21 protein-coding genes are annotated in these 23099 nt (G+C 64.3%); 18 read left to right on the forward strand and 3 right to left on the reverse strand.

The window, feature by feature from the left end:
- Positions 1-25 precede the first annotated feature (25 nt).
- From MHM88_RS04320 to MHM88_RS04365, 10 genes are all read left to right on the forward strand, one after another.
- Complete coding sequence (locus MHM88_RS04320; RefSeq protein ID WP_239360381.1) at positions 26-2980, forward strand: 2-oxoglutarate dehydrogenase E1 component; 2955 nt, start codon at positions 26-28, stop codon at positions 2978-2980.
- Positions 2981-2994: 14 nt separating this feature from the next.
- Complete coding sequence (gene odhB, locus MHM88_RS04325; protein WP_239360383.1) at positions 2995-4503, forward strand: 2-oxoglutarate dehydrogenase complex dihydrolipoyllysine-residue succinyltransferase; 1509 nt, start codon at positions 2995-2997, stop codon at positions 4501-4503.
- A 1-nt stretch (position 4504) separates the two neighbouring features.
- Positions 4505-4909, forward strand: a complete 405-nt coding sequence (locus tag MHM88_RS04330) for a hypothetical protein (RefSeq protein ID WP_239360385.1) — start codon at positions 4505-4507, stop codon at positions 4907-4909.
- 19 nt (positions 4910-4928) lie between these two features.
- Positions 4929-5456: a hypothetical protein gene (locus MHM88_RS04335; RefSeq protein ID WP_239360387.1), complete on the forward strand. Its 528-nt coding sequence runs from the start codon at positions 4929-4931 to the stop codon at positions 5454-5456.
- Positions 5453-5863 (forward strand): MAPEG family protein, encoded by a 411-nt coding sequence (locus MHM88_RS04340; RefSeq protein WP_239360403.1) that lies wholly within the window; start codon positions 5453-5455, stop codon positions 5861-5863. Before MHM88_RS04335 ends, MHM88_RS04340 begins: the two co-directional genes overlap by 4 nt.
- Positions 5860-6420, forward strand: coding sequence for a murein L,D-transpeptidase family protein (locus MHM88_RS04345; protein ID WP_239360422.1), 561 nt, complete (start codon positions 5860-5862; stop codon positions 6418-6420). Before MHM88_RS04340 ends, MHM88_RS04345 begins: the two co-directional genes overlap by 4 nt.
- A 137-nt stretch (positions 6421-6557) precedes the next feature.
- Positions 6558-7955 (forward strand): dihydrolipoyl dehydrogenase, encoded by a 1398-nt coding sequence (gene lpdA / locus MHM88_RS04350; RefSeq protein ID WP_239360433.1) that lies wholly within the window; start codon positions 6558-6560, stop codon positions 7953-7955.
- Positions 7956-8045: 90 nt separating this feature from the next.
- Positions 8046-8360: an EthD family reductase gene (locus tag MHM88_RS04355; protein WP_239360435.1), complete on the forward strand. Its 315-nt coding sequence runs from the start codon at positions 8046-8048 to the stop codon at positions 8358-8360.
- A 186-nt stretch (positions 8361-8546) separates the two neighbouring features.
- Positions 8547-9812 carry a diaminopimelate decarboxylase gene (lysA, locus tag MHM88_RS04360; RefSeq protein WP_239360437.1) on the forward strand — a complete coding sequence of 422 codons (1266 nt, stop codon included), beginning with the start codon at positions 8547-8549 and terminating at the stop codon, positions 9810-9812.
- Between the two features lie 122 nt (positions 9813-9934).
- Entirely contained in the window at positions 9935-12598 is a 2664-nt protein-coding gene (locus tag MHM88_RS04365; protein WP_239360440.1) for a TIGR02302 family protein, read from the forward strand.
- Positions 12599-12694: 96 nt separating this feature from the next.
- On the opposite strand, the gene MHM88_RS04370 is transcribed toward MHM88_RS04365, so the two are convergent.
- Positions 12695-13798 (reverse strand): zinc-ribbon domain-containing protein, encoded by a 1104-nt coding sequence (locus tag MHM88_RS04370; RefSeq protein ID WP_239360442.1) that lies wholly within the window; start codon positions 13796-13798, stop codon positions 12695-12697.
- Between the two features lie 223 nt (positions 13799-14021).
- On the opposite strand from MHM88_RS04370, the gene MHM88_RS04375 reads away from it, so the two are divergent.
- The 4 genes from MHM88_RS04375 to MHM88_RS04390 are packed head-to-tail and all read left to right on the forward strand — an operon-like array spanning position 14022 to position 16918.
- A complete protein-coding gene (locus tag MHM88_RS04375) occupies positions 14022-14699 on the forward strand; it encodes an ATP-binding cassette domain-containing protein (RefSeq protein WP_239318748.1) in 678 nt (225 codons plus the stop codon).
- On the forward strand, positions 14696-15589 hold the full coding sequence (locus MHM88_RS04380) for an ABC transporter permease (RefSeq protein WP_239360444.1): 894 nt from the start codon (positions 14696-14698) through the stop codon (positions 15587-15589). Before MHM88_RS04375 ends, MHM88_RS04380 begins: the two co-directional genes overlap by 4 nt.
- Complete coding sequence (locus MHM88_RS04385) at positions 15586-16335, forward strand: lysophospholipid acyltransferase family protein (RefSeq protein WP_239360446.1); 750 nt, start codon at positions 15586-15588, stop codon at positions 16333-16335. The genes MHM88_RS04380 and MHM88_RS04385 overlap by 4 nt, the downstream gene beginning before the upstream one ends.
- A complete protein-coding gene (locus MHM88_RS04390) occupies positions 16313-16918 on the forward strand; it encodes a pyridoxamine 5'-phosphate oxidase family protein (protein ID WP_239360448.1) in 606 nt (201 codons plus the stop codon). Before MHM88_RS04385 ends, MHM88_RS04390 begins: the two co-directional genes overlap by 23 nt.
- A gap of 295 nt (positions 16919-17213) precedes the next feature.
- Here MHM88_RS04390 and MHM88_RS04395 read toward each other — a convergent pair whose 3' ends face one another.
- Together MHM88_RS04395 and argH are read right to left on the reverse strand one after the other, a co-directional pair.
- Complete coding sequence (locus MHM88_RS04395) at positions 17214-17390, reverse strand: hypothetical protein (RefSeq protein ID WP_239360450.1); 177 nt, start codon at positions 17388-17390, stop codon at positions 17214-17216.
- 22 nt (positions 17391-17412) lie between these two features.
- Positions 17413-18804 (reverse strand): argininosuccinate lyase, encoded by a 1392-nt coding sequence (gene argH / locus MHM88_RS04400; protein WP_239360452.1) that lies wholly within the window; start codon positions 18802-18804, stop codon positions 17413-17415.
- A gap of 19 nt (positions 18805-18823) precedes the next feature.
- Between argH and MHM88_RS04405 the strand changes: the two genes are divergently transcribed.
- The 4 genes from MHM88_RS04405 (at position 18824) to phbB (ending at position 22825) form a co-directional block, all read left to right on the forward strand.
- Positions 18824-19387, forward strand: a complete 564-nt coding sequence (locus tag MHM88_RS04405; RefSeq protein WP_239360454.1) for a TlpA disulfide reductase family protein — start codon at positions 18824-18826, stop codon at positions 19385-19387.
- 182 nt (positions 19388-19569) lie between these two features.
- Positions 19570-20409: an EAL domain-containing protein gene (locus MHM88_RS04410; RefSeq protein ID WP_239318739.1), complete on the forward strand. Its 840-nt coding sequence runs from the start codon at positions 19570-19572 to the stop codon at positions 20407-20409.
- A gap of 296 nt (positions 20410-20705) precedes the next feature.
- Positions 20706-21881, forward strand: a complete 1176-nt coding sequence (locus tag MHM88_RS04415) for an acetyl-CoA C-acetyltransferase (protein WP_239318738.1) — start codon at positions 20706-20708, stop codon at positions 21879-21881.
- A gap of 221 nt (positions 21882-22102) precedes the next feature.
- Positions 22103-22825 carry an acetoacetyl-CoA reductase gene (gene phbB / locus MHM88_RS04420; protein WP_239360456.1) on the forward strand — a complete coding sequence of 241 codons (723 nt, stop codon included), beginning with the start codon at positions 22103-22105 and terminating at the stop codon, positions 22823-22825.
- The last annotated feature ends 274 nt before the right edge of the window (positions 22826-23099 follow it).

Here is a 23099-nt window from a genome sequence, read left to right on the forward strand (position 1 = left end):
GTCCAAACCCATATGAGGCATAACAATGACCGACCAAAGCCCCAACGACATCTTTCATGCGTCCTCTTTCATGCAGGGGCACAATGCGGAGTATCTGGAGCAGCTCTATGCCCAATACGCCAATGATCCGGGTGCGGTGGACGCCGCCTGGGCAGAGTTCTTCCGCGCCATGGGCGACGGCGACATGGACATCAAGAAAGAGGCCGCCGGGCCGAGCTGGGCACGCAGCGACTGGCCGCCGGCCCCCGACGATGACCTGACCGGCGCGCTGACCGGCGAGTGGCCCGCCCCGGCCGAGGCCAAGGCCGCCGGCAAGAAGATCGCGGATAAGGCCAAGGAGCATGGCGTTGCGGTGTCCGATGACGCCATCAAACGCGCGGTGCTCGACTCGATCCGCGCCATCATGCTGATCCGGGCCTACCGGATCCGGGGCCATCTGGCCGCGGACCTCGACCCGCTGGGCATGCGCGCCAACACGCCCCACCCGGAGCTGGACCCCAAGACCTACGGTTTCAACGATTCCGACATGGATCGGCCGATCTTCATCGACAATGTGCTCGGGCTTCAGGTCGCACCGATGCGCCAGATCGTCGACATCGTGAAGCGGACCTATTGCGGCACCTTTGCGCTGCAGTACATGCATATCTCCGACCCGGAGCAATCGGCATGGCTGAAAGAGCGTATCGAGGGCTACGACAAGGAAATCCGCTTCACCCGCGAGGGCCGCAAGGCGATCCTCAACAAGATGGTCGAGGCCGAGGGGTTCGAGAAATTCCTGCACGTCAAATACATGGGCACCAAGCGGTTTGGTCTCGACGGCGGCGAGAGCCTGATTCCGGCAATGGAGCAGATCATCAAGCGCGGCGGCAACCTGGGCGTCAAGGATATCGTCATCGGCATGCCGCACCGGGGCCGCCTGTCGGTTCTGGCCAATGTGATGCAAAAGCCCTATCGCGCGATCTTCAACGAATTCCAGGGCGGGTCGTTCAAGCCCGAAGACGTGGATGGCTCGGGCGATGTGAAATATCACCTCGGCGCGTCCTCGGACCGCGAGTTTGACGGCAACAAGGTCCACCTGTCGCTGACCGCGAACCCCTCGCACCTGGAGGCGGTGAACCCGGTGGTGCTGGGCAAGGTCCGCGCCAAGCAGGACCAGCTGAATGACCGCGCGGATCGCACCGCGGTGCTGCCGATCCTGCTGCACGGCGATGCGGCCTTTGCGGGTCAGGGCGTTGTGGCGGAGTGTTTTGCGCTCTCCGGTCTGCGCGGCCACCGCACCGGCGGCACCATGCATATCGTTGTGAACAACCAGATCGGCTTCACCACGGCGCCGCATTTCTCGCGTTCCTCGCCCTACCCCACCGACAACGCGCTGGTGGTTGAGGCGCCGATCTTCCACGTCAACGGTGACGACCCGGAGGCCGTGGTGCATGCAGCCAAGGTCGCAACCGAGTTCCGCCAGAAGTTCCACAAGGACGTGGTGATCGACATCTTCTGCTACCGCCGGTTTGGTCACAACGAAGGCGATGAGCCGATGTTCACCAACCCGCTGATGTACAAGAAGATCAAGGGCCACAAGACCACCCTGAGCCTCTATACGGAACGTCTGGTCAAGGACGGCCTGATCCCCGAGGGCGAGATCGAGGACATGAAGGCGGCGTTTCAGGCGCATCTGAACGAGGAGTTCGAGGCCGGCAAGAACTTCAAGCCCAACAAGGCCGACTGGCTGGACGGGCGCTGGTCGCACCTCGACAGCAAGGACGAGGATTACCAGCGCGGCGAGACCGCCATCAAGCCCGAGACGCTTGACGAGGTCGGCAAGGGTCTGACCACCCTGCCCGAGGGCTATCCGGTGCATAAGACCATCGGGCGTTTCCTCGATGCGCGCAAAAAGATGTTCGACAGCGGCGAGGGCTTTGACTGGGCCACCGGCGAGGCGCTGGCCTTTGGCTCGCTGCTCACCGAGGGTTATCCGGTGCGCCTGGCGGGGCAGGACTCCACCCGCGGCACCTTCTCGCAGCGGCATTCGGGCATCGTCAATCAGGACACCGAAGAGCGCTATTACCCGCTCAACAACATCCGCAAGGGTCAGGCCTCTTACGAGGTCATCGACTCGGCGCTGTCGGAATATGCGGTTCTGGGGTTTGAATATGGCTACTCGCTGGCGGAGCCCAACGCGCTGACGCTCTGGGAAGCGCAGTTCGGCGATTTTGCCAATGGCGCGCAGATCATGTTCGACCAGTTCGTGTCCTCGGGTGAATCGAAATGGCTCAGGATGTCGGGCCTTGTCTGCCTGCTGCCGCACGGGTTCGAAGGCCAGGGGCCGGAGCACTCCTCCGCGCGTCTGGAGCGGTTCCTGCAGATGTGCGGTCAGGACAACTGGATCGTGGCGAACTGCACGACGCCGGCGAACTACTTCCACATCCTGCGCCGCCAGCTGCACCGGACCTTCCGCAAGCCGCTGATCCTGATGACGCCGAAATCGCTGCTGCGTCATAAGCTTGCGGTCAGCAAGGCGCATGAGTTCACCACCGGATCGTCGTTCCACCGGGTTCTGTGGGATGACGCGGAAACCGGCGCGTCGGAGACCAAGCTGGTCGAAGACAAGAAGATCAAGCGCGTGGTGCTGTGCTCCGGCAAGGTCTACTTCGATCTGCTGGAAGAGCGCGACGCCCGGGGCATCGACGATGTCTACATCATGCGGATCGAGCAGTATTACCCCTTCCCGGCGATCAGCCTGGTGAAGGAGCTGGAGCGGTTCAAGGATGCGGAGATGGTCTGGTGTCAGGAAGAGCCCAAGAACCAGGGCGCCTGGACCTTTATCGAGCCCAATATCGAATGGGTTCTCACCCGCATCAAAGCAAAACACACCCGTCCGGTTTACGTCGGACGCGCCACCTCGGCCTCGCCTGCAACCGGCCTGGCCAGCGAACACAAAGCCCAACAAGCGGCGCTCGTTGACGAAGCGCTGAGCATCTGAGGAAGATTGAGATCATGACCACCGAAGTGCGCGTGCCCACCCTGGGCGAATCCGTGACCGAAGCCACCGTCGCCACCTGGTTCAAGAAACCGGGTGACAGCGTGGCGCAGGACGAGATGCTCTGCGAGCTGGAGACTGACAAGGTGACCGTCGAGGTGCCGGCGCCCGCCGCAGGCACCCTGGCCGAGATCGTCGCCAAGGAAGGCGAGACCGTCGGCGTCGATGCGCTGCTGGCCAATATCGCCGAGGCTGGCGAAGCGGGCCCGGAAACCCCGGAGCCGAAAGCCGACGACAGCGCAGGCCAGGCCCCGGCCGCAGGCGCGGGATCCGTCGATGTGATGGTGCCGACCCTGGGCGAAAGTGTCTCCGAGGCGACCGTCTCCACCTGGTTCAAGAAAGTCGGCGACAGCGTCGCGCAGGACGAGATGCTCTGCGAGCTGGAAACCGACAAGGTTTCCGTCGAGGTGCCCGCACCTGCCGCCGGCGTTCTGGCAGAGATCACCGCGCCGGAAGGCACCACCGTCGATGCATCTGCCAAACTGGGCGTCCTCTCCGGCGACGGTGCAGCGGTGGCGGCGGCCCCGGCTGCAGCGCCCGCGGCCACTGACGCGCCTGCCGCCGCGTCCAAGGACGTCGCCAATGCGCCATCGGCGGAAAAGGCGATGGCCGAGGCCGGTCTCTCCGCATCGGATGTCAAAGGCACAGGCCGCGACGGACGCATCATGAAAGAAGACGTCTCTGCCGCAATCGCCGCCGCAAAATCCGCGCCCGCCCCTGCTGCGGCCCCTGCGGCCCCGCGCGCGCCGGTGTCTGCCGATGATGCCTCGCGCGAAGAACGCGTAAAAATGACCCGTCTGCGCCAGACCATCGCCAAGCGTCTGAAGGACAGCCAGAACACCGCTGCCATGCTCACCACCTACAACGAGGTCGACATGACCGAGGTGATGGCGCTGCGCAACGAATACAAAGACCTGTTCCTGAAGAAACACGGCGTGAAACTGGGCTTTATGTCCTTCTTCACCAAGGCCTGCTGCCATGCGCTGAAAGAAGTGCCCGAGGTCAACGCCGAGATCGACGGCACCGACATCGTCTACAAGAACTTCGTCCACATGGGCATCGCCGCTGGCACGCCCACGGGTCTGGTGGTTCCGGTCATCCGCGACGCCGATGCGATGTCCTTTGCCGACATCGAAAAAGCGATTGCCGAGAAAGGCGCGCGCGCCCGTGACGGCAAGCTGTCGATGGCGGAAATGCAGGGCGGCACCTTCACCATCTCCAACGGTGGTGTCTATGGCTCGCTGATGTCCTCGCCGATCCTGAACCCGCCGCAGTCCGGTATCCTGGGCATGCACAAGATCCAGGACCGCCCGATGGCGATCAACGGCAAGGTGGAAATCCGCCCGATGATGTATCTGGCGCTGTCCTATGACCACCGTATCGTCGACGGCAAAGGCGCTGTGACCTTCCTCGTGCGCGTCAAGGAAGCGCTGGAAGATCCCCGTCGGTTGTTGATGGATCTGTGATTTGTTGGATGCAAACGGCAAACGGTGGAATGTTGCGCGACTCTCACTGAGAGTTGCGCAAATTCTCCTTTTCGGCGTCTTTGTTCAGCAAGCCTATCCGTCTGTTCGAAGTGTCTACCATCTGTGGCGCGCTCCTGATCTACTGTGGTACGCGCTCACTGACACTGGATTGGGTGCGCTGACCGTCCTAGTGATGTTTGCACTCTTCAGAGTGTCCAAGGCCGTTGTGGCAACGATGGCGAGCATGTTCGCAATAGCGGGCGTTCACGATTTCATTCTATATGAGTGGCGCGACTGGATGCTGGATGATCTTATGTGGGCAATTCCTTTCGGATTATCAGCCATATGTCTATTCATCTCGATTTATTTCGACAAACGTTTCAGCCCGCCCCTTCCCTCCGTTTAAACCTGATCCCCTGTCTCCCATGACGCAAAATCTCCCTGCTGCCGATCTACGCGAGACCTTGGTCCGATTAGCCGAGGGCCTAGATTACTTTCGCACGTGGCGCATTGCTCAGCTGGAAGCCACGCTCCCAGCGGGAGAAACGCTGGATCTCAACTCCGTTGTGGTGCCCGGGAGTTTCTTTCTAGATATTTACGATCAGCAGTCTCGCAAAAGCGATCGCAAGCAAATTCTAAAAGAGGTCCAAAGCTGGTACGCCCACACTGCCAATGAATTTCATGCGTTTATGAAATCCGGCGAGCAGGAGGTTGTGCAGGACATCACCGCTTTCCTCGCCCGGTTTCGCGCGGATATCGGGTTTGATTTCTTTTCGGAGTCTGGCCTCATACGCAAAACGATGAACAAGGCCGTAAAACGCGGCAAACTTGTAAATGACGCGGAGTGGTACGTGCTTCAGGAATTTATGGTGGGCGGTACAGCGGGCGATTTCACCCCCGAGGAGATCGCCCAGATCCAACACCTGATGACAGAGTATGAGAGCGCAAAATGACCCCCGAACTCACCGCCCTCACCCTTGCTGCCCTGCTTCAGGTTTTTCAGATCGCCTTGATGGCGGTGCCCGCGAACCTTGAGCTGAAGTCGGGCCAGACCATGGGGCCCCGTGACCGGGACCGCATGGGCGGGGACCTGCAAGATCAGGTCTCCAAACGCACCGCGCGGCTCTTCAGGGCGATGAACAACCACTTTGAGGGGCTGATCCTCTTTTCGATCGCCTGCGTCGTGGTCACGCTCGCGGGGCAATCCTCTCTGTTCACCACCGTCTGCGCCTTTTCTTACCTCGGCGCGCGGGTGCTTTATATCCCGGCCTATGCCTTTGGCTGGGTGCCGTGGCGCAGCCTGATCTGGGCCGTGGGCTATCTCGCGACCGCGGCGATGCTGGTGGCCGCCCTGATATGAGCATCACTAGGCATATCCTGCGCCTGGGCCTACTTGGGCTGGGGCTCGGCGTGTCCATTTTCGCCTATACCAAGGTGATGGCGCGCACGGGGTCCGGCACACCGCCGCCAATGGCCGAAGTCAACCAATTGGCGGATGAGATCCTCGTGGTCAAATCCACCCGCGCGCTGCATCTGCTGCGCGACGGCGAAACCATCCGCAGCTACGACATCTCGCTTGGGGCTGCACCCGAAGGCCACAAACAATCCGAGGGCGACGAGCGCACCCCCGAAGGCCGCTATAAAATCGACTGGCGCAATCCAAACTCCATCGCGCATCTGAGCCTGCATATCTCCTACCCCAATGCCGCAGATCAGGCCGCAGCCAAAGCCGCGGCGCGCGATCCCGGCGGCAACATCATGATCCACGGCCTGCCCAATGGCTGGGGGGCCTTGGGTGCATTGCACCTGATGCGGGACTGGACCGACGGCTGCATCGCGGTGACCAACGCCGAGATGCGCGAGATCTGGTCGCTTGTGCCAAACGGAACTCCGATCACCATCACGGAGGCGCTCTGATGATCCTTCAGATCGAACATATTCGCTCTGGACATTATCGGGCGCATCTTCATCTTTTCACCAATACCTCGGGGGAGGCCCGCATGGGCCGGGGGCAGCGCCCCCTCCCCGCTCAACTCCAAAGGAGCACATGACCCATGGCATCCTATGACGTCATCATCATCGGCGCCGGCCCCGGCGGCTATGTCAGCGCCATCCGCTGCGCCCAGCTGGGCCTGAAGACCGCCATCGTCGAAGGCCGCGACACCCTCGGCGGCACCTGCCTCAACGTGGGCTGCATCCCCTCCAAGGCGCTGTTGCACGCGACCCATATGCTGCATGAGGCGGAGCACAACTTCGGCGCTATGGGTCTCAAGGGCAAAAGCCCCTCGGTCGACTGGAACCAGATGAAATCCTACAAGGATGAGGTCATCGGCCAGAACACCGGCGGTGTCGAGTTCCTCATGAAGAAGAACAAGATCGACTGGCTCAAGGGCTGGGCCTCGATCCCCGAGGCGGGCAAGGTCAAAGTGGGCGACGACACTCATGAGGCCAAAAACATCGTGATTGCCTCCGGCTCCGTGCCCTCTGCCCTGCCGGGTGTCGAGGTCGACAACGACAAGGGGATCGTGGTGGACAGCACCGGCGCGCTGGAACTACCCAAGGTGCCAAAGAAAATGGTCGTGATCGGCGCGGGCGTCATTGGCCTCGAGCTGGGCTCGGTTTATGCGCGTCTCGGCGCAGAGGTCACCGTGGTCGAATATATGGACGCGGTCTGCCCCGGCATGGACAAGGACGTCCAGCGCGGCTTTAAGCGCATCCTTGAAAAACAGGGCCTCACCTTCATCATGGGGGCCGCCGTCAAGGGCGTGGAAACCACCAAATCCAAGGCCAAAGTCTCTTATGAGCCGAAAAAAGGCGGCGACGCCGAGGTTATCGAGGCCGATGTGGTGCTGGTCGCCACGGGGCGTAAACCCTATGCCGAGGGCCTTGGCCTTGGCGCGCTTGGCGTCAAGATGACCGAGCGCGGCCAGATCGCCACCGACGCGCAATGGGCCACCAATGTCAAAGGCATCTACGCCATCGGCGACGTCATCGAGGGTCCGATGCTCGCGCATAAGGCCGAGGACGAGGGCATGGCCGTCGCCGAGGTGATCGCGGGCAAACACGGACATGTGAACTACGGCGTCATTCCCGGTGTGGTCTACACCACGCCGGAGGTTGCGACCGTCGGTGCCACCGAGGACGCGCTCAAGGCCGAAGGTCGCAAGATCAAGACCGGCAAGTTCATGTTCATGGGCAATGCGCGCGCCAAGGCCGTGCATCAGGCCGAGGGTGGTTTTGTCAAACTGATCGCCGACAAGGAAACCGACCGCATCCTCGGCGCGGCCATCATCGGCCCCGGCGCCGGCGATCTGATCCACGAGATCTGCGTGGCGATGGAATTTGGCGCCTCTGCCGAGGATCTGGCCCTGACCTGCCACGCGCACCCGACCTATTCCGAGGCCGTGCGCGAAGCCGCCCTTGCCTGCGGCGACGGCGCGATCCACAGTTAAGCCCAACCGGGCCCGGCGGAGCAATCCCGCCGCATAAATCATCGGCCCGCCACATCGGCGGGCCGTTTCCGTCTGCAAAGGAACGCAACCATGACCGTCAGCCTGCAAGTGCTCTATCCCGCGTCCGACGAGGCGCAGTTCGACTATGACTACTACGTCGAGACCCACCTGCCCCTGATCGAGGAGCACTGGGGCGATCTGATCGAGACGGTCGAGGCGGCGCGCGGGCTGGCGGGCGGCCCGGATGTACCGCCGCCCTACCTGCTGATTGCCACGATCACCTTTCCGGATATGGAGGCGCTCGATACCGCCATGGGTGAAAAAGGCGGTGTCATCATCGACGATGTGGCCAATTTCACCAATATCCGTCCGCAGATCCTGGTCGGCGAACTGCTGATGAGCTGACCCCGGAGGCGCCCGACCGGCGCTACGGGAGCGCGGTGGGACCGGCAATTGGTCGCGGCGTCATTCCCCCGCCTGCGCGGGCTGGCGCCAGGTCATCCCCCGCGATGCCAAAACCATCCGGATCAGCGGCCCCGGCATGATCGGAATCATTTGCCCAAGGGGCCGGTTTTGCCCTAAACGCGAGCCATGGATCATTTTCTCTACCGCGATGGCGCATTGCACGCCGAAGACGTCCCCGTAGCCGAGATTGCCGCTACGGTGGGCACGCCGTTCTACGTCTATTCGACCGCGACGCTCCTGCGCCACTTCCGCCTGTTTGACGAGGCACTGGAAGGCACCGACCATCTGGTGTGCTACGCGATGAAGGCCGCCTCCAATCAGGCGATCCTGAAAACGCTGGCCGCGGCGGGTGCGGGCATGGATGTGGTCAGCGAGGGCGAATATCGCCGCGCCAAGGCCGCAGGCGTGCCGGGCGACAAGATCGTCTTTTCCGGCGTTGGCAAGACCGCAGCGGAGATCCGATGCGCGCTGAGCGGCGGCATTCGGCAATTCAACGTCGAGTCCGAACCGGAAATGGACGTCATCAACGCCGTCGCGCTGGAACTCGGCACCACCGCGCCGATCACCGTGCGGGTGAACCCGGATGTGGATGCCAGAACCCACGCCAAGATCGCCACCGGCAAATCCGAGAACAAATTCGGCATCCCGATCGCGCGCGCCCGCGAGGTCTATGCCCATGCCGCCAGCCTCCCGGGGCTTGAGGTCATCGGGATCGACGTTCACATCGGCTCTCAGCTCACGGATCTCGACCCGTTCCGCCTTGCGTATCAAAAGGTTGCGGAGCTGACGCAGACCCTGCGCGACGATGGTCACGATATTCGCCGCCTCGATCTGGGCGGCGGGTTGGGCATCCCTTACACCCGCTCCAACGAGGCACCGCCGCTGCCTGTGGAATACGGCCAGATGATCAAGGAAGAACTCGGCCATCTGGGCTGCGAGATCGAGATCGAGCCGGGCCGTCTGGTGGCGGGCAACGCAGGCATCATGGTCTCCAAGGTGATCTACGTCAAAGAGGGCGAAGGGCGCGATTTCCTGATTCTGGATGGCGCGATGAACGACCTCATCCGCCCCGCCATGTATGAGGCCTATCACGATATCATTCCGGTGGTGGAGCCTACGCCGGGACTGGAACCCAAGCCTTACGATATCGTCGGACCGGTCTGCGAAAGCGGTGACACCTTTGCCAAGCAGCGCCAGATGCCGCCGCTGGGGGCGGGCGATCTGGTCGCCTTCCGCAGTGCGGGCGCTTACGGCGCGGTGATGTCGAGCGAGTACAACTCGCGCCCGCTGATCCCCGAGGTTCTGGTGCATGGCGATCAATTTGCGGTCATCCGGCACCGCCCGACCTTTGACGAGATGATAAATCGCGATACCATCCCGGAGTGGCTGTAACACGCTCCGCCCTGCGCCGGTCCGGGACTTGATCCCGTCCGGGCGAGACCGGCGGTGGCGGGTCTGCAGCCCGGCGACAGGTGGTCTCTCCCCTGTCGGGACCCGCGCGGAGGCACAGCGGCATGACCGAGCAGCACACCCCTGACCCGTCCGACGAGGTCGGATCGTCCCCCCGCCCACCGGCGCTGGCACCGCTGCGCCGGGCGATCGTGATGACCCGGCTTGGCCTTGTTGCGGAACGCCTGTGGCGGGCGTTCTGGCCCTTGGTCACGATCCTGTTCCTGGCCACCGGCATCGTATTGCTGGGCGGCTTTGACTGGCTGGCGGTCGAAGCGGTCTGGGCGCTGGTCGTCATCACCCTCTTGGGCAGTGCGGCCGCGTTGGTCTGGGGGGGCTTGCGCTTTCGCTGGCCCCGTTACGAGGATGCGCTGATCCGCCTCGACCAGACCCTGCCGGGCCGCCCCATTGCCGCGCTTCTGGATACCCAGGCCTCCGGGGCGACCGACCCGGCCTCGATTGCCCTGTGGCAGGCGCATCAGGACCGCATGGCCGCCCGCGCCGCCCGCGCCGAAGCCCCGGCGCCGAACCTGCGGCTGCATGACCGTGACCCTTATGCGCTGCGCTATGTGGCGCTGCTGGTGCTGGTCACCGGAATCCTGTTCGGCACCGCCTGGCGCGCCGGCAGCGTGGCCGAGCTGTTGCCGGGCACGGGCACCGCGGGCCTGTCGGGCCCCACCTGGGAAGGCTGGATCGAACCGCCGCGCTATACCGGCCTGCCGACGCTCTATCTGGGCGACATGACCGGGACGGAGCTGCGCATTCCCGAAAACAGCCAGATCACCCTGCGCTTTTACGGCGAGGTCGGCGATCTGGCCCTGGCCGAGACCGTCTCCGGGCGCACCGGAGAGCTGCCCTCGGCGACCGATCCGGAACAGAGCTTTGCCGTCACCCGCAGCGGCGATCTGACGATCGACGGGCCGGGCGGCGACAGCTGGCAGGTCTCGGTGATCGCCGACGCGCCGCCGGATGTGGCCATCACCGGGACGCCGGATCTGGCCGCGGACGGGACCATGACGCTGCCGTTCGACGCCGCCGATGATTATGGCGTGATTGGCGGTCAGGTGACCATCACGCTGGACGACACTGCATTGCCGCGCACGCATGGGCTGGCGACGCCACCGGATGCGCGCGACCCGATCACCGTGCCGCTGCCCCTGTCCCTGACCGGCGACCGCCGCATGTTCAGCGAGGCGCTGGTCGAGGATTTCTCCGCCCATCCCTGGGCCAACCTGCCGGTGGTCTACAGTTTTCGCTCAGAGGATGCGCCGGGTCAGCAGAGCAGCGCCGCGACCCTCTCTGCGCCGCTGACCGCGCGCCGGTTCTTTGACCCGATGGCGGCAGCCCTGATCGAACAGCGCCGCGATCTGTTGTGGGCGCGGGCAAATGGCCCAAGGGTGGCGCAGATCCTGCGCACCCTCAGCCACCGCCCGGAGGATGTGTTTCCCGATATGGGCAACTACCTGCAACTGCGCACGATCCTGAAGCGGCTCGAAAGCTTTGGCGCGCAGGGCCCGATCAGCGTGGCACAGCAGGAGGAGATCGCCACCGCGCTGTGGGATCTGGCCTTGCAGCTGGAAGAGGGCGATGTCGGCGATGCGCTGGAGCGTATGCGCCAGGCTCAGGAACGGCTGAGCCAGGCAATGCGGGACGGGGCCAGCGACGAGGAAATCGCCCGCCTGATGCAGGAACTGCGCGAGGCGACCGAGGATTACATGCGCCAGCTGTCGCGGCAGGCGCAGGAACAGGGCGACTCGCAGGACGGCGGCGAGGAGGGGCAGCAGAACAGCATGCAGCTGAGCCAGTCCGACCTGCAGGCGATGATGGACCGCATTCAGGAGCTGATGGAACAGGGCCGCATGGCCGAGGCCGAACAGGCCCTGCGCGAGTTCCAGCAGATGATGGAGAACATGCGCGTCACGCAAGGCGAAGGTGGTGAAGGCGGCAGCCCGGGCCAGGAGGCGATGGAAGGGCTCGCCGAAACCCTGCGCGATCAGCAGGGCCTGTCCGATCAGGCTTTCCGCGACTTGCAGGAACAGTTCAATCCCGATGCGCGCCGGGGGGAAAGCCAGGGCAACGAAGGGCGCAATGGCGGGCTTGGGCGCGGCCAGTCCCACGAGGGCGGCCAGGGGGGGCAGGGCGGCAGTGACGGCCAGTCCCCCGGTGAGCGCGACCAGAGCGAGGGCGGTCAGGGTCAGGGCGGCAGTTCCGCCCCCGGCGCCGCCCCCGGCAGCCCCGAAGATCTGGCGCAGCGGCAACAGGCCCTGCGCAACGAGTTGCAACGCCAGCGCGACGGTCTGCCTCTGGGCGGTCCCGAGGGCGACGCGGCGCGCGACTCCCTCGATCAGGCCGGGCGCGCCATGGAGGGCGCCGAAGAGGCCCTGCGCGGTGGCGACTATGCCGAAGCCATCGACCGCCAGTCCGAAGCGATGGAAGCGCTGCGCGAAGGCATGCGCGCCCTGGGCGAGGCGATGGCGGAACAGCAACAGCAGGGCCAGCAGCCGGGCAACCAGCAGGGCCTCGGCAACCGCCAGGGCAACGCGCTCGATCCTCTGGGCCGCGACCGCAGCGGCCAGGGCGGCGACATGTTCAGCCGCGACAGCATCAGCGACGGCCAGGCCTATCGCCGCGCCTGGGATCTGCTGGAGGAAATCCGCCGCCGTGCCGGCGAGCGGGAGCGCAGCGAAAGCGAACGCAATTACCTGCAACGTCTGCTGGACAAATTCTGACCCTCACGGCCCCGCAGCGGGACAGAAACACAAACGCCGCGTTCGGCCTTTGGCGAACGCGGCGTTGTGCTGTCAGTGTCGAATAACGGTGTTGGCTCAGTCCGCCGCCAGCGCGCTGGCCTTGGCATCAAGCCACAGACGCAGCTGGTCGACCCAGGCCACATAGGCGCTGATGTAAGGATCGGCCTGCGGCAGGCGCTCGGCAATGGCGGGGGCATTGGCGTAGACCAGAATCGCCGCCACCATCAGCAGGATCATCAGCACAAAGCCGCGTGAAAAGCCGCTGCGTTGCCGGGCACGCGGCAGATCCTGTTCCGGGGGCGGCGTCGCAGAGCCGCTGCCGCTGGCAAAGCCGCTGTTGATCTCTTCGATGTCCGGCAGCAGGTCGCGGCGGGAGGTGGTCTCCGGCATCGCGCGTTCGGACGCCCCGGCATCCTCCCGGGGGCGCGCCGCCGGCTCTGCTGGTGCCGGGTCGGGCGCGGGGGGCTCGCCCCGCATCCGCGCCACACGGTCCTGCGCCTGTCGCGCACGGCGGCTGGCCTCATCCTCGGCAGGATCGGCGAGGCCCAGTTCGGCCTGGGTTTCCAACCCGTCCTGCCCGGATCGGAGGGCGCTTTCGCGCAGGGCTTCCTCGCGCAGCACGCGGGACACTTCGGGATCCAGACGACGCTTGGGCGGTGCATCCACAGGGCGCGGCGGCGCAGTCGCCGCCTCATCGTCGGTGTCGTCCTCCTCGTCCTGAGCCGCAGCCTTCTCGGGCGCTTCCGGGTCCTCCTGCCAGGTGGCATCGGCCGCGGCGGCGGGGACCTCGGGCTCGGGCGCAGGCGGCCAGACCTCCTCGGCGGGAGGCTCGGGGATTTCCTGCGGTGCGGGATCCGATGCGGGATCAGCGGGAGCCGGGTCGGAGGGCGGCGTCGGGCCGGGTTCTGGAGACGGTTCGGGTTCTGGAGACGGTTCGGGCGCTGGCGTCGGTGTCGGCTCCGGGTCCGGCGCGGGTGCTGGCTCGGGTTCCGGTGCCGGTTCGTCAGGCGCCATAGCCGTCGACGCCGCGGGCTGTGCCGCGGTTTCAGCCAGCATGCGGGCGGAGGGTTGAAACCAGGTATCACCGCAATTGGAGCATTGCACATCGCGCCCGTCGTCCGGGATCACGTCCTCGGGCACCTCATATTGTGCGCCGCAATTGGGGCAAATCAGTCTCATCCGGTCTCCTTGGCGGGCCCTGTGACCCCGAAAAGGGTGAATTTCCCTCTAATCATAGTAACTTCCTGAAAGGCAAGAAAGAGCCAATCCCCGCCGGGCCTCCAGATTGCGCGCCGCAGCCGGTTGCGCGCACCATTGAAACTGCCGCCTTGCTCGTGCAAAACACCGCGACGCAACGCGGAATGGCCGCGCGCTGGCAGAAACCTCGGGCTGGGATGCAATCGTGATCGAACTCGAAGATGTGGGCTACAACTACGGCGGAGGAGAGCTGTTCAGCAACCTTTCCGTGCAGCTGGCGCCCGGCTCCTTCCACTTTCTGACCGGCCCGTCCGGTGCGGGCAAGACCACGCTGCTCAAGCTGTGCTACGGGGCCCTGACGCCGACCTCGGGCCATGTGCGCGCCTTCAACATGGACGTGAAGGGGCTGGACCGGGACCAGATGGCCTATCTGCGCCGTCGCGTCGGCGTGGTGCATCAGGACTGCCGCTTTCTCGACCACCTGCCGGTGGTGGAAAACATCGCCCTGCCCCTGACGGTGTCGGGTCGCGGCCTGATGGAAGAACAGGCGAACCTGCAGGAACTGATGAACTGGGTCGGCCTGTCCGAGCGGATGGACGCCCTGCCCCCGGAACTGTCGGGCGGCGAGCGCCAGCGCGCAGCCCTGGCCCGTGCGGTCATCCTCAGCCCCGATGTGATCATCGCGGACGAACCCACCGGCAACGTCGACTGGGAAATGTCTCAGCGCCTGCTGCGGCTGCTGGTGGAGTTGAACCACATGGGCAAGACGATCCTGGTGGCGACCCATGACCTGCCGCTGATCCGTGCCGCCAAGAACCAGGTGCAGGCGCGGGTGCTGCGGCTGTCGAACCGACAGATCGTCTCGGCGGGGGCAGACCTATGAACGCGCTGCGCAAGCTCATCATCGGTGACGCCCAGGCCGACCGGGTGGTGCCGCCCTCCGGCTTTACCGCGCAGCTGACGCTGTTCGTCTCCGGCGCGATGGCGTTTCTCTGTGTCTTTGCGCTGGCGCTGTCGCTGGCCTCGGGTCGGGTGGCCACGCGCTGGTCGGATGAGCTGGCGCGCGCCGCGACCCTGCGCATCAATGCGCCCGCCGAACAGCGCGATGCCCAGACCCAGGCGGCGCTGGAGATCCTGCGTCAGACCCCCGGCGTGGCCAGGGCCCGGGCGCTGACCCAAGAGGAACAGGCGGCGCTGCTGGCGCCCTGGTTCGGTGCGGGGATCCCGCTGGACACGCTGCCGGTGCCGCAGCTGATCGAGGTGACCGAGGACGATCCCGGCTATGATGCCCAGGGGCTGCGGCTGCGGTTGCAGGCGGAGGTGCCCGGTGCGGTGCTCGACGACCATGCCCGCTGGCGGCGCCCGCTGGTGGAGGCGGCGATCGCCCTGCGTCGTCTTGGTGTGGTGTCGATCCTGCTGATTGGCGGCGCCATGGCCGCGATGATTACGCTGGCGGCCAATGCCGCCCTTGCTGCCAACGCGCAGGTGATCGAGGTGCTGCGGCTGGTGGGGGCGCAGGACAGCTATATCGCGCAGGCCTTTGTGCGCCGTTTCACCCTGCGGGCGCTGACCGGGGCCGCTGTCGGCGTCGGGCTGGGCATGATCGGCGTCTGGCTGATGCCGGCGGCCTCGGAGGAAGGGGGCTTTCTCACCGGGCTTGGCTTCCAGAGCTGGCGCTGGCTGTTGCCGCTCCTCATCCCGCCTGTCGCGGCGACCGTGGCCTTTGCGGCCACCACCCGCGCGGCGCGCAAACGTCTCGGAGAACTTGCGTGACCCTTGCCTTTCAATATCTTCGCTCGCTGATCTACGTGATCCAGATCTATGCCGCCATGCTGCTGCTGGGCATCGTCTTTGCCCCTTATGCGCTACTGTCGAAGAACGGCGCGCGGCAGGCCTGCAAGACCTATGCCCGCTGGGCGCTGTGGAGCGCGCGCTGGATGGTCGGCATTCGCACCGAGGTGCGTGGCACGGTGCCCACCGGCGAGGTCATCGTCGCGGCCAAGCATCAGAGTTTCCTTGATATTCTCGTCATCTTCAACGCGCTGCCGCAGGCCAAGTTCATCATGAAGCGAGAGCTGATGTGGACCCCGATCATCGGCGTCTATGCCAAGCGCCTGGGATGCATCCCCGTCAACCGGGGCCGCCGCGGGGCCGCGATCGCCCGGATGGTGCAGGATGTGGCCAAGGAGTTCACCGAACCGGGGCAGCTGGTGATCTACCCGCAAGGCACCCGCGTCGCGCCGGGCGCGCAGAAGTCCTACAAGGTGGGCAGCGGCGTGCTCTATGCGGAGTTGCAGCAGCCCTGCGTTCCGGTCGCCACCAACGTGGGCCTGTTGTGGCCGCGCACCGGCATCCTGCGCAAACCCGGCCTCGGGGTCGTCGAGTTCCTCGACCCGATCCCGCCGGGACAGCAGCGGGACCTGTTCATGGCCGAGCTGGAGCGCCGCATCGAGAGCCGATCAGATGCATTGATGTCAGAATTGGGGTTTGAACACGATGGACTTCGTCAACACGGTTGAAGATCTGGAGGCGCTCTACGGGACACCGGGAGCGCCTTCGTTACGTAAAGTGGCGCGGCAGATGACGCCGCTCTATCGCAAATGGATCATGGCCTCGCGCCTGTGCATGCTGGCCACGGTCGGGCCGGAGGGCACCGACGACAGCCCCCGCGGCGATGACGGTCCGGTGGTGCAGGAACTGGATCCAGGCACGCTGGCGCTGCCGGACTGGCACGGCAACAACCGCATCGATTCCTTGCGCAATATCGTGCGCGACGGGCGGGTATCGCTGATGTTCCTGGTGCCGGGATCAAACAACGTGGTGCGCGTCAATGGCACCGCCCGGGTGACCGCCGATCCGCAGATGCTGCAACGGTTCGACAAGAACGGCAAGCTGCCCCGCAGCGTCATCGTCATCCGCATCGGTGAAATCTACAGCCAATGCGCCCGCGCCCTGATGCGCGCCCGGATCTGGAGCTGCGGGGATGAAAGCGCGGATCTGCCATCGATGGGCGACATCCTGGCCGAACAAACAGCCGGCGAGGAAGGTGGCCCCGCCTATGACGCCGCCTGGGCCCCGCGTGCGGCCAAGACCATGTGGTAATCTGGGCAGGCTCGGTTTCGGGATCGTTGTCAGGGGCCGGAGAAAGGTCGGACGCTCAGGGCACAGAGATACCGGAACCGGCCTCAATCGCTCCAGACGACGCCCACGCGGGCCTCGCCGGAGACATGAATGCCCGGCTCTGTCGGCGGCGTAGGGGCTGGTGCCCGGGGTGGGCCGCCGACATCGCAGGCGGCCAGCCCCAGCGTAATGCAGATCAGGCCGACCCGACGGCAAAGCGCCCCCGGCCCACGCTGCGCGCATCGCATTGCAAGCCCAGACATCACGCGGCGCGCCCTCACAGGCCGACGCTGACGGTGACGGGGCCCTTGCTGACCCCAAGGGCACCACCGAGGTGGATACCGCTGTTGGAGATTCCGAGACCCGCGTTCAGGCTCGGGCGCACCGGTTCGCCGTCGACGCCGCAAGCGCCGAGGAACGCCGCCACACCTAGCACCATCAGAACACGGGTCATGGTCGTTCTCCTTGCGTCGGGCTCAGCCCAGGATCTGTTTCCAGCGCGCCACCTGCGCGCGCACCTGCGCGGGCGCGGTGCCGCCATAGGATGTGCGGGAATTCACGGAATTTTCCACACCCAGTACCGAGAATATATCCTCGGTGATGCCCGCGTGCACGGATTTCATGTCCTCAAGGGTCAGATCCGGCAGATCAACGCCGCGCCCTTCGGCCATCGCGACCAAAGCGCCGGTCACATGGTGGGCATCGCGGAATGGCACCTTGAGAACCCGCACCATCCAGTCCGCCAGATCGGTGGCGGTGGAGAAGCCAGACCCCGCCGCGGCCGCAAGGCTGTCGCGGTTGCCGGTCATGTCCTTCACCATGCCTTCCATCGCCGCAAGCGCCAGCATCCAGTTGTCGGCGGCATCAAAGACCTGTTCCTTGTCTTCCTGCATGTCCTTGGAATAGGCCAGCGGCAGGCCCTTCATCACCATCATCAGCGCCGTATTGGCACCAAAGATCCGGCCCACCTTGGCGCGGATCAGCTCGGCGGCGTCGGGGTTTTTCTTTTGCGGCATGATCGAGGAGCCGGTGGAGAACCGATCCGAAAGCGTCACAAAGCGGAACTGCGCCGAGGACCAGATCACCAGCTCTTCGGCAAAGCGCGACAGATGCATGGCGCAGATGGAGGCCACCGACAGAAACTCCAGCGCAAAATCACGGTCCGAGACCGCATCAAGCGAGTTCGCCGTCGGGCGGTCAAAACCAAGGGCCTCGGCGGTCATCTCGCGATCAATCGGGAACGACGTCCCCGCCAGCGCGGCAGAGCCAAGGGGCGATTCGTTCATCCGTTTGCGGGCATCGCGGACGCGGCTGAGATCGCGACCAAACATCTCCACATAGGCCATCATGTGATGCCCCCACGTGACCGGCTGCGCGGTTTGCAGGTGGGTAAAGCCCGGCATCACCCAATCCGCGCCGGCCTCGGCCTGATCCACCAGCGCGCCAATCAGCGCCAGAAGGCCTTTTTCTGCGGCATCGAACTGATCGCGCACCCAGAGTTTGAAGTCGGTCGCGACCTGATCGTTGCGCGACCGGCCGGTGTGCAGGCGGCCCGCCGGTTCGCCGATGATCTCCTTCAGGCGCGCCTCGACATTCATGTGGATATCTTCGAGCGCGGTGGAAAACTGGAACTGGCCGCTTTCGATCTCTGACAAAACGGTGAGCAGCCCTTCACGGATCGCCTCGGCATCATTATCCGTAATCACACCGGTGGCGGCGAGCATTGCAGCATGCGCCCGTGAACCGGCAATATCCTGCGCTGCCATGCGCTGGTCGAACCCGATCGAGGCATTGATGGCCTCCATGATCGCGTCCGGTCCGGCGGCAAAGCGGCCGCCCCACATCTGGTTCGAGGTCTTGTCTGTCATGGCCAACCCTGGAGATACTATGCGTCTAGTTCGTCAGCTTTCCCTTTATATGGCCCTTGCCCTCGGTGCAAATGCCGCCTTCGGCGGCGATCTCAGCGCGGTAGAAGCGCTGCGCGAGGGCGACATGAAGAAACTGGTCTTTCACACCGAGGCAAAACCGGCATCAAATGCCAGTTTTGAGCTGGCCGATGGCGCGGGTGAGGCGCAGCTGTCGGACTATGAGGGCAAATATGTCCTGCTGAACTTCTGGGCCACGTGGTGCCCGCCCTGCCGCAAAGAAATGCCGATGCTCTCGGCCCTGCAAGACGAGTTCGGTGGCGAGAATTTCGAAGTTTTGACGCTGGCGACGGGACGCAACAACCCGGCCGGGATCAAGAAGTTCTTTGACGAAATCGGCGTCACCAACCTGCCGCGCCACCAGGACCCCAAGAGCGCCGTGGCCCGCGACATGACCGTTCTGGGCCTGCCGATCACCGTGATTCTGGACCCGGAAGGCAATGAAATCGCACGGTTACGTGGCGAGGCCGACTGGAGCTCCGAGAGCGCCAAGGCCGTGATCGGTGCCCTTGTGGCCGGGTCCTGACGCACGTTCTGGACCGGTCGCACCGCCCGGTCTTGCAGCGTCTTTCGGCTGCGGACCGGGTATTGACTAAAATGCGCCTCTTAATCTCCACGCAACTCTTTTGAGAGAAGTTAGAGTTCAATGGACAACTCGGACGGTGGCGGCACTGCGCCGGTCACCGCAGACCGATGGGGCGTGCGAAGGTGAAGAAACGGCATTTCTGGAAAACCGACATCCCGGAAGGGGCGGAAAACCCACTCTCGGCGGCCATCGTCGCCCGGGATCGCAGCGTGGTCGATATGGTGGCGGAGGCGGTCAAGCACGACCAGACCCTGCTGGCCTATCAGCCCATCGTGCAAAGCCAGGCCCAGGACACGATCGCCTTTTACGAGGGCTATATCCGGGTCATGGATGCCACTGGTCGCATTATTCCCGCTCGCGAATTTATGAGCGTGATCGAAGAGCGCGAGTTGGGGCGCAAGCTCGACTGCCTCGCGCTGGAACAGGGCCTGCGGGTGCTGCAACGCAATCCCAACGTGCGCCTGTCGATCAACATGTCCGCCCGCTCCATCGGCTACAGCCAGTGGAACAAGGTGCTGGAGCGGTTCCTGGAACGGGACGAATTCCTCGGCGAACGGCTGGTGCTGGAGATTTCCGAAGCCTCCGCCATGGCGGCGCCGGAACTGGTGATCGACTTCATGGACCAGATGCAGCAGCACGGCATCGCCTTTGCGCTGGATAATTTTGGCGCTGGCACCACCGCGATCGGACATTTCCGCGATTTCTTCTTCGACGCGGTGAAGATCGACGGGCAGTTTGTCCGCGGCGTCAGTGGCAATCACGACAATCAGGCGGTGATCCGGGCTCTGGTGGCGATCGCCAAGCAGTTCGACATGTTCATCGTCGCCGAATCCGTGGAACGGCAAGAGGATGCCGATTTCCTGGTGGATGCTGGTGTCGATTGCTTGCAAGGGTTCCTCTACGGTGCGCCAACGATCACGCCCCCCTGGCACGAAAAGGGCGAGACCCGCGCCCGCGCCTGATCCGCTGCCCTAACGACTGCAACCTCCCCTGCCCCGGGGCGGCGATCACCTCTGTCCTGTCTTGGTATAGCACGGACGCAAGGTCGCGTTTGCCAGCTGTGCCCCTGTGCCGGTCCCTCCAGTCCCGGAACGTCCTTTTTGCGCCGAACCCGGCTCCGCTGCGCCGAAACCATTGCTGCACGTGCACGGTTGGGCTATCCAGTGAGAGAAAGGGAGGAGACGTCGCACGATCCGGGTGACGCTTTACACACCCCGGCGCGTCGGCATTTCCGCATTTAGTGCAGAGGACTGACCGAATGACCAACGTAGTAATCGCATCCGCCGCGCGTACCGCCGTCGGCAGCTTTGGCGGCGCGTTCGCCAATACGCCCGCCCATGATCTGGGCGCCGCCGTGCTGGAGGCCGTCGTGGCCCGCGCCGGCATCGACAAATCCGAGGTCTCGGAAACCATCCTCGGCCAGGTGCTGACCGCAGCCCAGGGCCAGAACCCCGCCCGTCAGGCCCATATCAACGCGGGCCTGCCGCAGGAAAGCGCCGCCTGGGGCATCAACCAGGTCTGCGGTTCGGGTCTGCGTGCTGTTGCACTGGGCGCCCAGCACATTCAGCTGGGAGATGCGTCCATCGTGGCCGCGGGCGGTCAGGAAAACATGACGCTCTCCCCCCATGCCGCCAACCTGCGCGCAGGTCACAAGATGGGCGACATGCAATATATCGACACCATGATCCGCGACGGCCTGTGGGATGCCTTCAACGGTTACCACATGGGGCAGACCGCCGAGAACGTTGCCGCGAAATGGCAAATCTCCCGCGACATGCAGGATGAATTCGCCGTGGCCTCGCAGAACAAGGCCGAAGCAGCGCAGAAGGCGGGCAAATTCGCCGATGAGATCGCCGCCTTTGTCGTCAAGCACCGCAAGGGCGACATCACCGTGGATCAGGACGAATACATCCGCCACGGCGCCACCATCGAGGCGATGCAGAAACTGCGCCCCGCCTTTGCCAAGGACGGCTCGGTGACCGCGGCCAATGCCTCCGGTCTGAACGACGGCGCCGCCGCCACCCTGCTGATGAGCGCCGATGAGGCCGAGAAGCGCGGCATCGAACCGCTGGCGCGCATTGCGTCCTATGCGACGGCGGGCCTCGACCCCTCCGTGATGGGCGTCGGCCCGATCTATGCGTCGCGCAAGGCGCTGGACAAGGCTGGCTGGACCGTGGACGACCTCGACCTGGTCGAAGCCAACGAAGCCTTTGCCGCCCAGGCCTGCGCCGTGAACAAGGACATGGGCTGGAACCCGGAGATCGTGAACGTCAACGGCGGTGCCATCGCCATCGGCCACCCGATCGGCGCATCGGGCTGCCGCGTCCTGAACACGCTGCTGTTTGAAATGAAACGCCGCGGCGCGAAAAAAGGCCTCGCGACGCTGTGCATCGGCGGCGGCATGGGCGTCGCCATGTGCGTGGAGCGCCCGTAAAAAGCTCAGTCCTGATTGGAATATCGGCAATTTTGGGGGCGTCTTCGGACGCCCCTTTGTTTTTCGTTCCCCCGTTACAATCTCCGGTTTAGTGTAGGGGCACGGCCTGAGGCGTGGCGCAATTCTGCAAGCGCAAAATGGTTACGAAATTTTATTGCCACTTGGCGCACTGCCATGCAATAAGATTACAAAGTGAAGTAAAGAAGTTGGAGGACCCTCACATGGCTCGTATTGCCCTTGTTACCGGCGGATCGCGCGGTATCGGCGCCGCTATTTCCAAGACTCTTCAGGCGCAAGGCTGTCAGGTCGCCGCGACCTATGCCGGCAACGATGCCGCAGCTGCACAGTTCACCGAGGAAACCGGGATCAAGACCTACAAGTGGAACGTGGCCAGCTATGAGGAAAGCAAGGCCGGGATCGAACAGGTCGAGGCGGAGCTTGGCCCCATCGACATCGTTGTCGCCAACGCCGGCATCACCCGCGATGCGCCGTTTCACAAGATGCAGCCCGAACAATGGCAGCAGGTGATCGACACCAACCTGACCGGCGTGTTCAACACGGTACATCCGGTCTGGCCCGGCATGCGCGAGCGGGGTTTTGGCCGCGTTGTGGTGATCTCGTCGATCAATGGTCAAAAGGGCCAGTTTGCACAGGTCAACTATGCCGCAACCAAGGCCGGCGACCTCGGCATCGTGAAATCGCTGGCCCAGGAAGGTGCGGCCAAGGGCATCACCGCCAACGCGGTCTGCCCCGGCTATATCGCGACGGAAATGGTGATGGCGGTGCCCGAGAAAGTGCGCGATGCGATCATCGGACAGATCCCCACCGGACGTCTGGGCGAGCCCGAAGAAATCGCACGTTGCGTCGGGTTCCTCGCCTCGGACGAGGCCTCGTTTATCAACGGCTCCACGATTTCCGCAAACGGCGGCCAGTTCTTCGTCTGATCGCCCGGGTTTCGCAACGCTATGAACAGAGCAAGGGCCGGTTCGTGATGAACCGGCCCTTCTCTCATCCCGTAAGGGCCTGTTGGTCAGCTCGCGCGCGCTGAGGTCCAGCGGGAAACCCGATATCCCGAAGCCGGTGCACGGCGGCGGGCAAAGATCCATGAGAGCGCATCGCGCAGGACCTGCGCACGCGCGTCGTGGGCCCGGGCCATGCCCTGTTTCACTTCGGCTGTTGCAGTATATTCAATCATCCTGGCCACCTTTCGGTTTAGCG

It is taken from the genome of Epibacterium sp. MM17-32, from assembly GCF_022348205.1.
Lineage (GTDB): Bacteria > Pseudomonadota > Alphaproteobacteria > Rhodobacterales > Rhodobacteraceae > Epibacterium.

Bases quoted from the DNA above. Each gene is read 5' to 3' on its own strand.
- MHM88_RS04320 (WP_239360381.1), top strand. From the start codon at position 26: ATGACCGACCAAAGCCCCAACGACATCTTTCATGCGTCCTCTTTCATG.
- odhB (WP_239360383.1), top strand. From the start codon at position 2,995: ATGACCACCGAAGTGCGCGTGCCCACCCTGGGCGAATCCGTGACCGAA.
- MHM88_RS04335 (WP_239360387.1), top strand. From the start codon at position 4,929: ATGACGCAAAATCTCCCTGCTGCCGATCTACGCGAGACCTTGGTCCGA.
- MHM88_RS04340 (WP_239360403.1), top strand. From the start codon at position 5,453: ATGACCCCCGAACTCACCGCCCTCACCCTTGCTGCCCTGCTTCAGGTT.
- MHM88_RS04345 (WP_239360422.1), top strand. From the start codon at position 5,860: ATGAGCATCACTAGGCATATCCTGCGCCTGGGCCTACTTGGGCTGGGG.
- lpdA (WP_239360433.1), top strand. From the start codon at position 6,558: ATGGCATCCTATGACGTCATCATCATCGGCGCCGGCCCCGGCGGCTAT.
- MHM88_RS04355 (WP_239360435.1), top strand. From the start codon at position 8,046: ATGACCGTCAGCCTGCAAGTGCTCTATCCCGCGTCCGACGAGGCGCAG.
- lysA (WP_239360437.1), top strand. From the start codon at position 8,547: ATGGATCATTTTCTCTACCGCGATGGCGCATTGCACGCCGAAGACGTC.
- MHM88_RS04365 (WP_239360440.1), top strand. From the start codon at position 9,935: ATGACCGAGCAGCACACCCCTGACCCGTCCGACGAGGTCGGATCGTCC.
- MHM88_RS04370 (WP_239360442.1), bottom strand. From the start codon at position 13,798: ATGAGACTGATTTGCCCCAATTGCGGCGCACAATATGAGGTGCCCGAG.
- MHM88_RS04380 (WP_239360444.1), top strand. From the start codon at position 14,696: ATGAACGCGCTGCGCAAGCTCATCATCGGTGACGCCCAGGCCGACCGG.
- MHM88_RS04390 (WP_239360448.1), top strand. From the start codon at position 16,313: ATGGACTTCGTCAACACGGTTGAAGATCTGGAGGCGCTCTACGGGACA.
- MHM88_RS04395 (WP_239360450.1), bottom strand. From the start codon at position 17,390: ATGACCCGTGTTCTGATGGTGCTAGGTGTGGCGGCGTTCCTCGGCGCT.
- argH (WP_239360452.1), bottom strand. From the start codon at position 18,804: ATGACAGACAAGACCTCGAACCAGATGTGGGGCGGCCGCTTTGCCGCC.
- MHM88_RS04405 (WP_239360454.1), top strand. From the start codon at position 18,824: ATGCGTCTAGTTCGTCAGCTTTCCCTTTATATGGCCCTTGCCCTCGGT.
- MHM88_RS04415 (WP_239318738.1), top strand. From the start codon at position 20,706: ATGACCAACGTAGTAATCGCATCCGCCGCGCGTACCGCCGTCGGCAGC.
- phbB (WP_239360456.1), top strand. From the start codon at position 22,103: ATGGCTCGTATTGCCCTTGTTACCGGCGGATCGCGCGGTATCGGCGCC.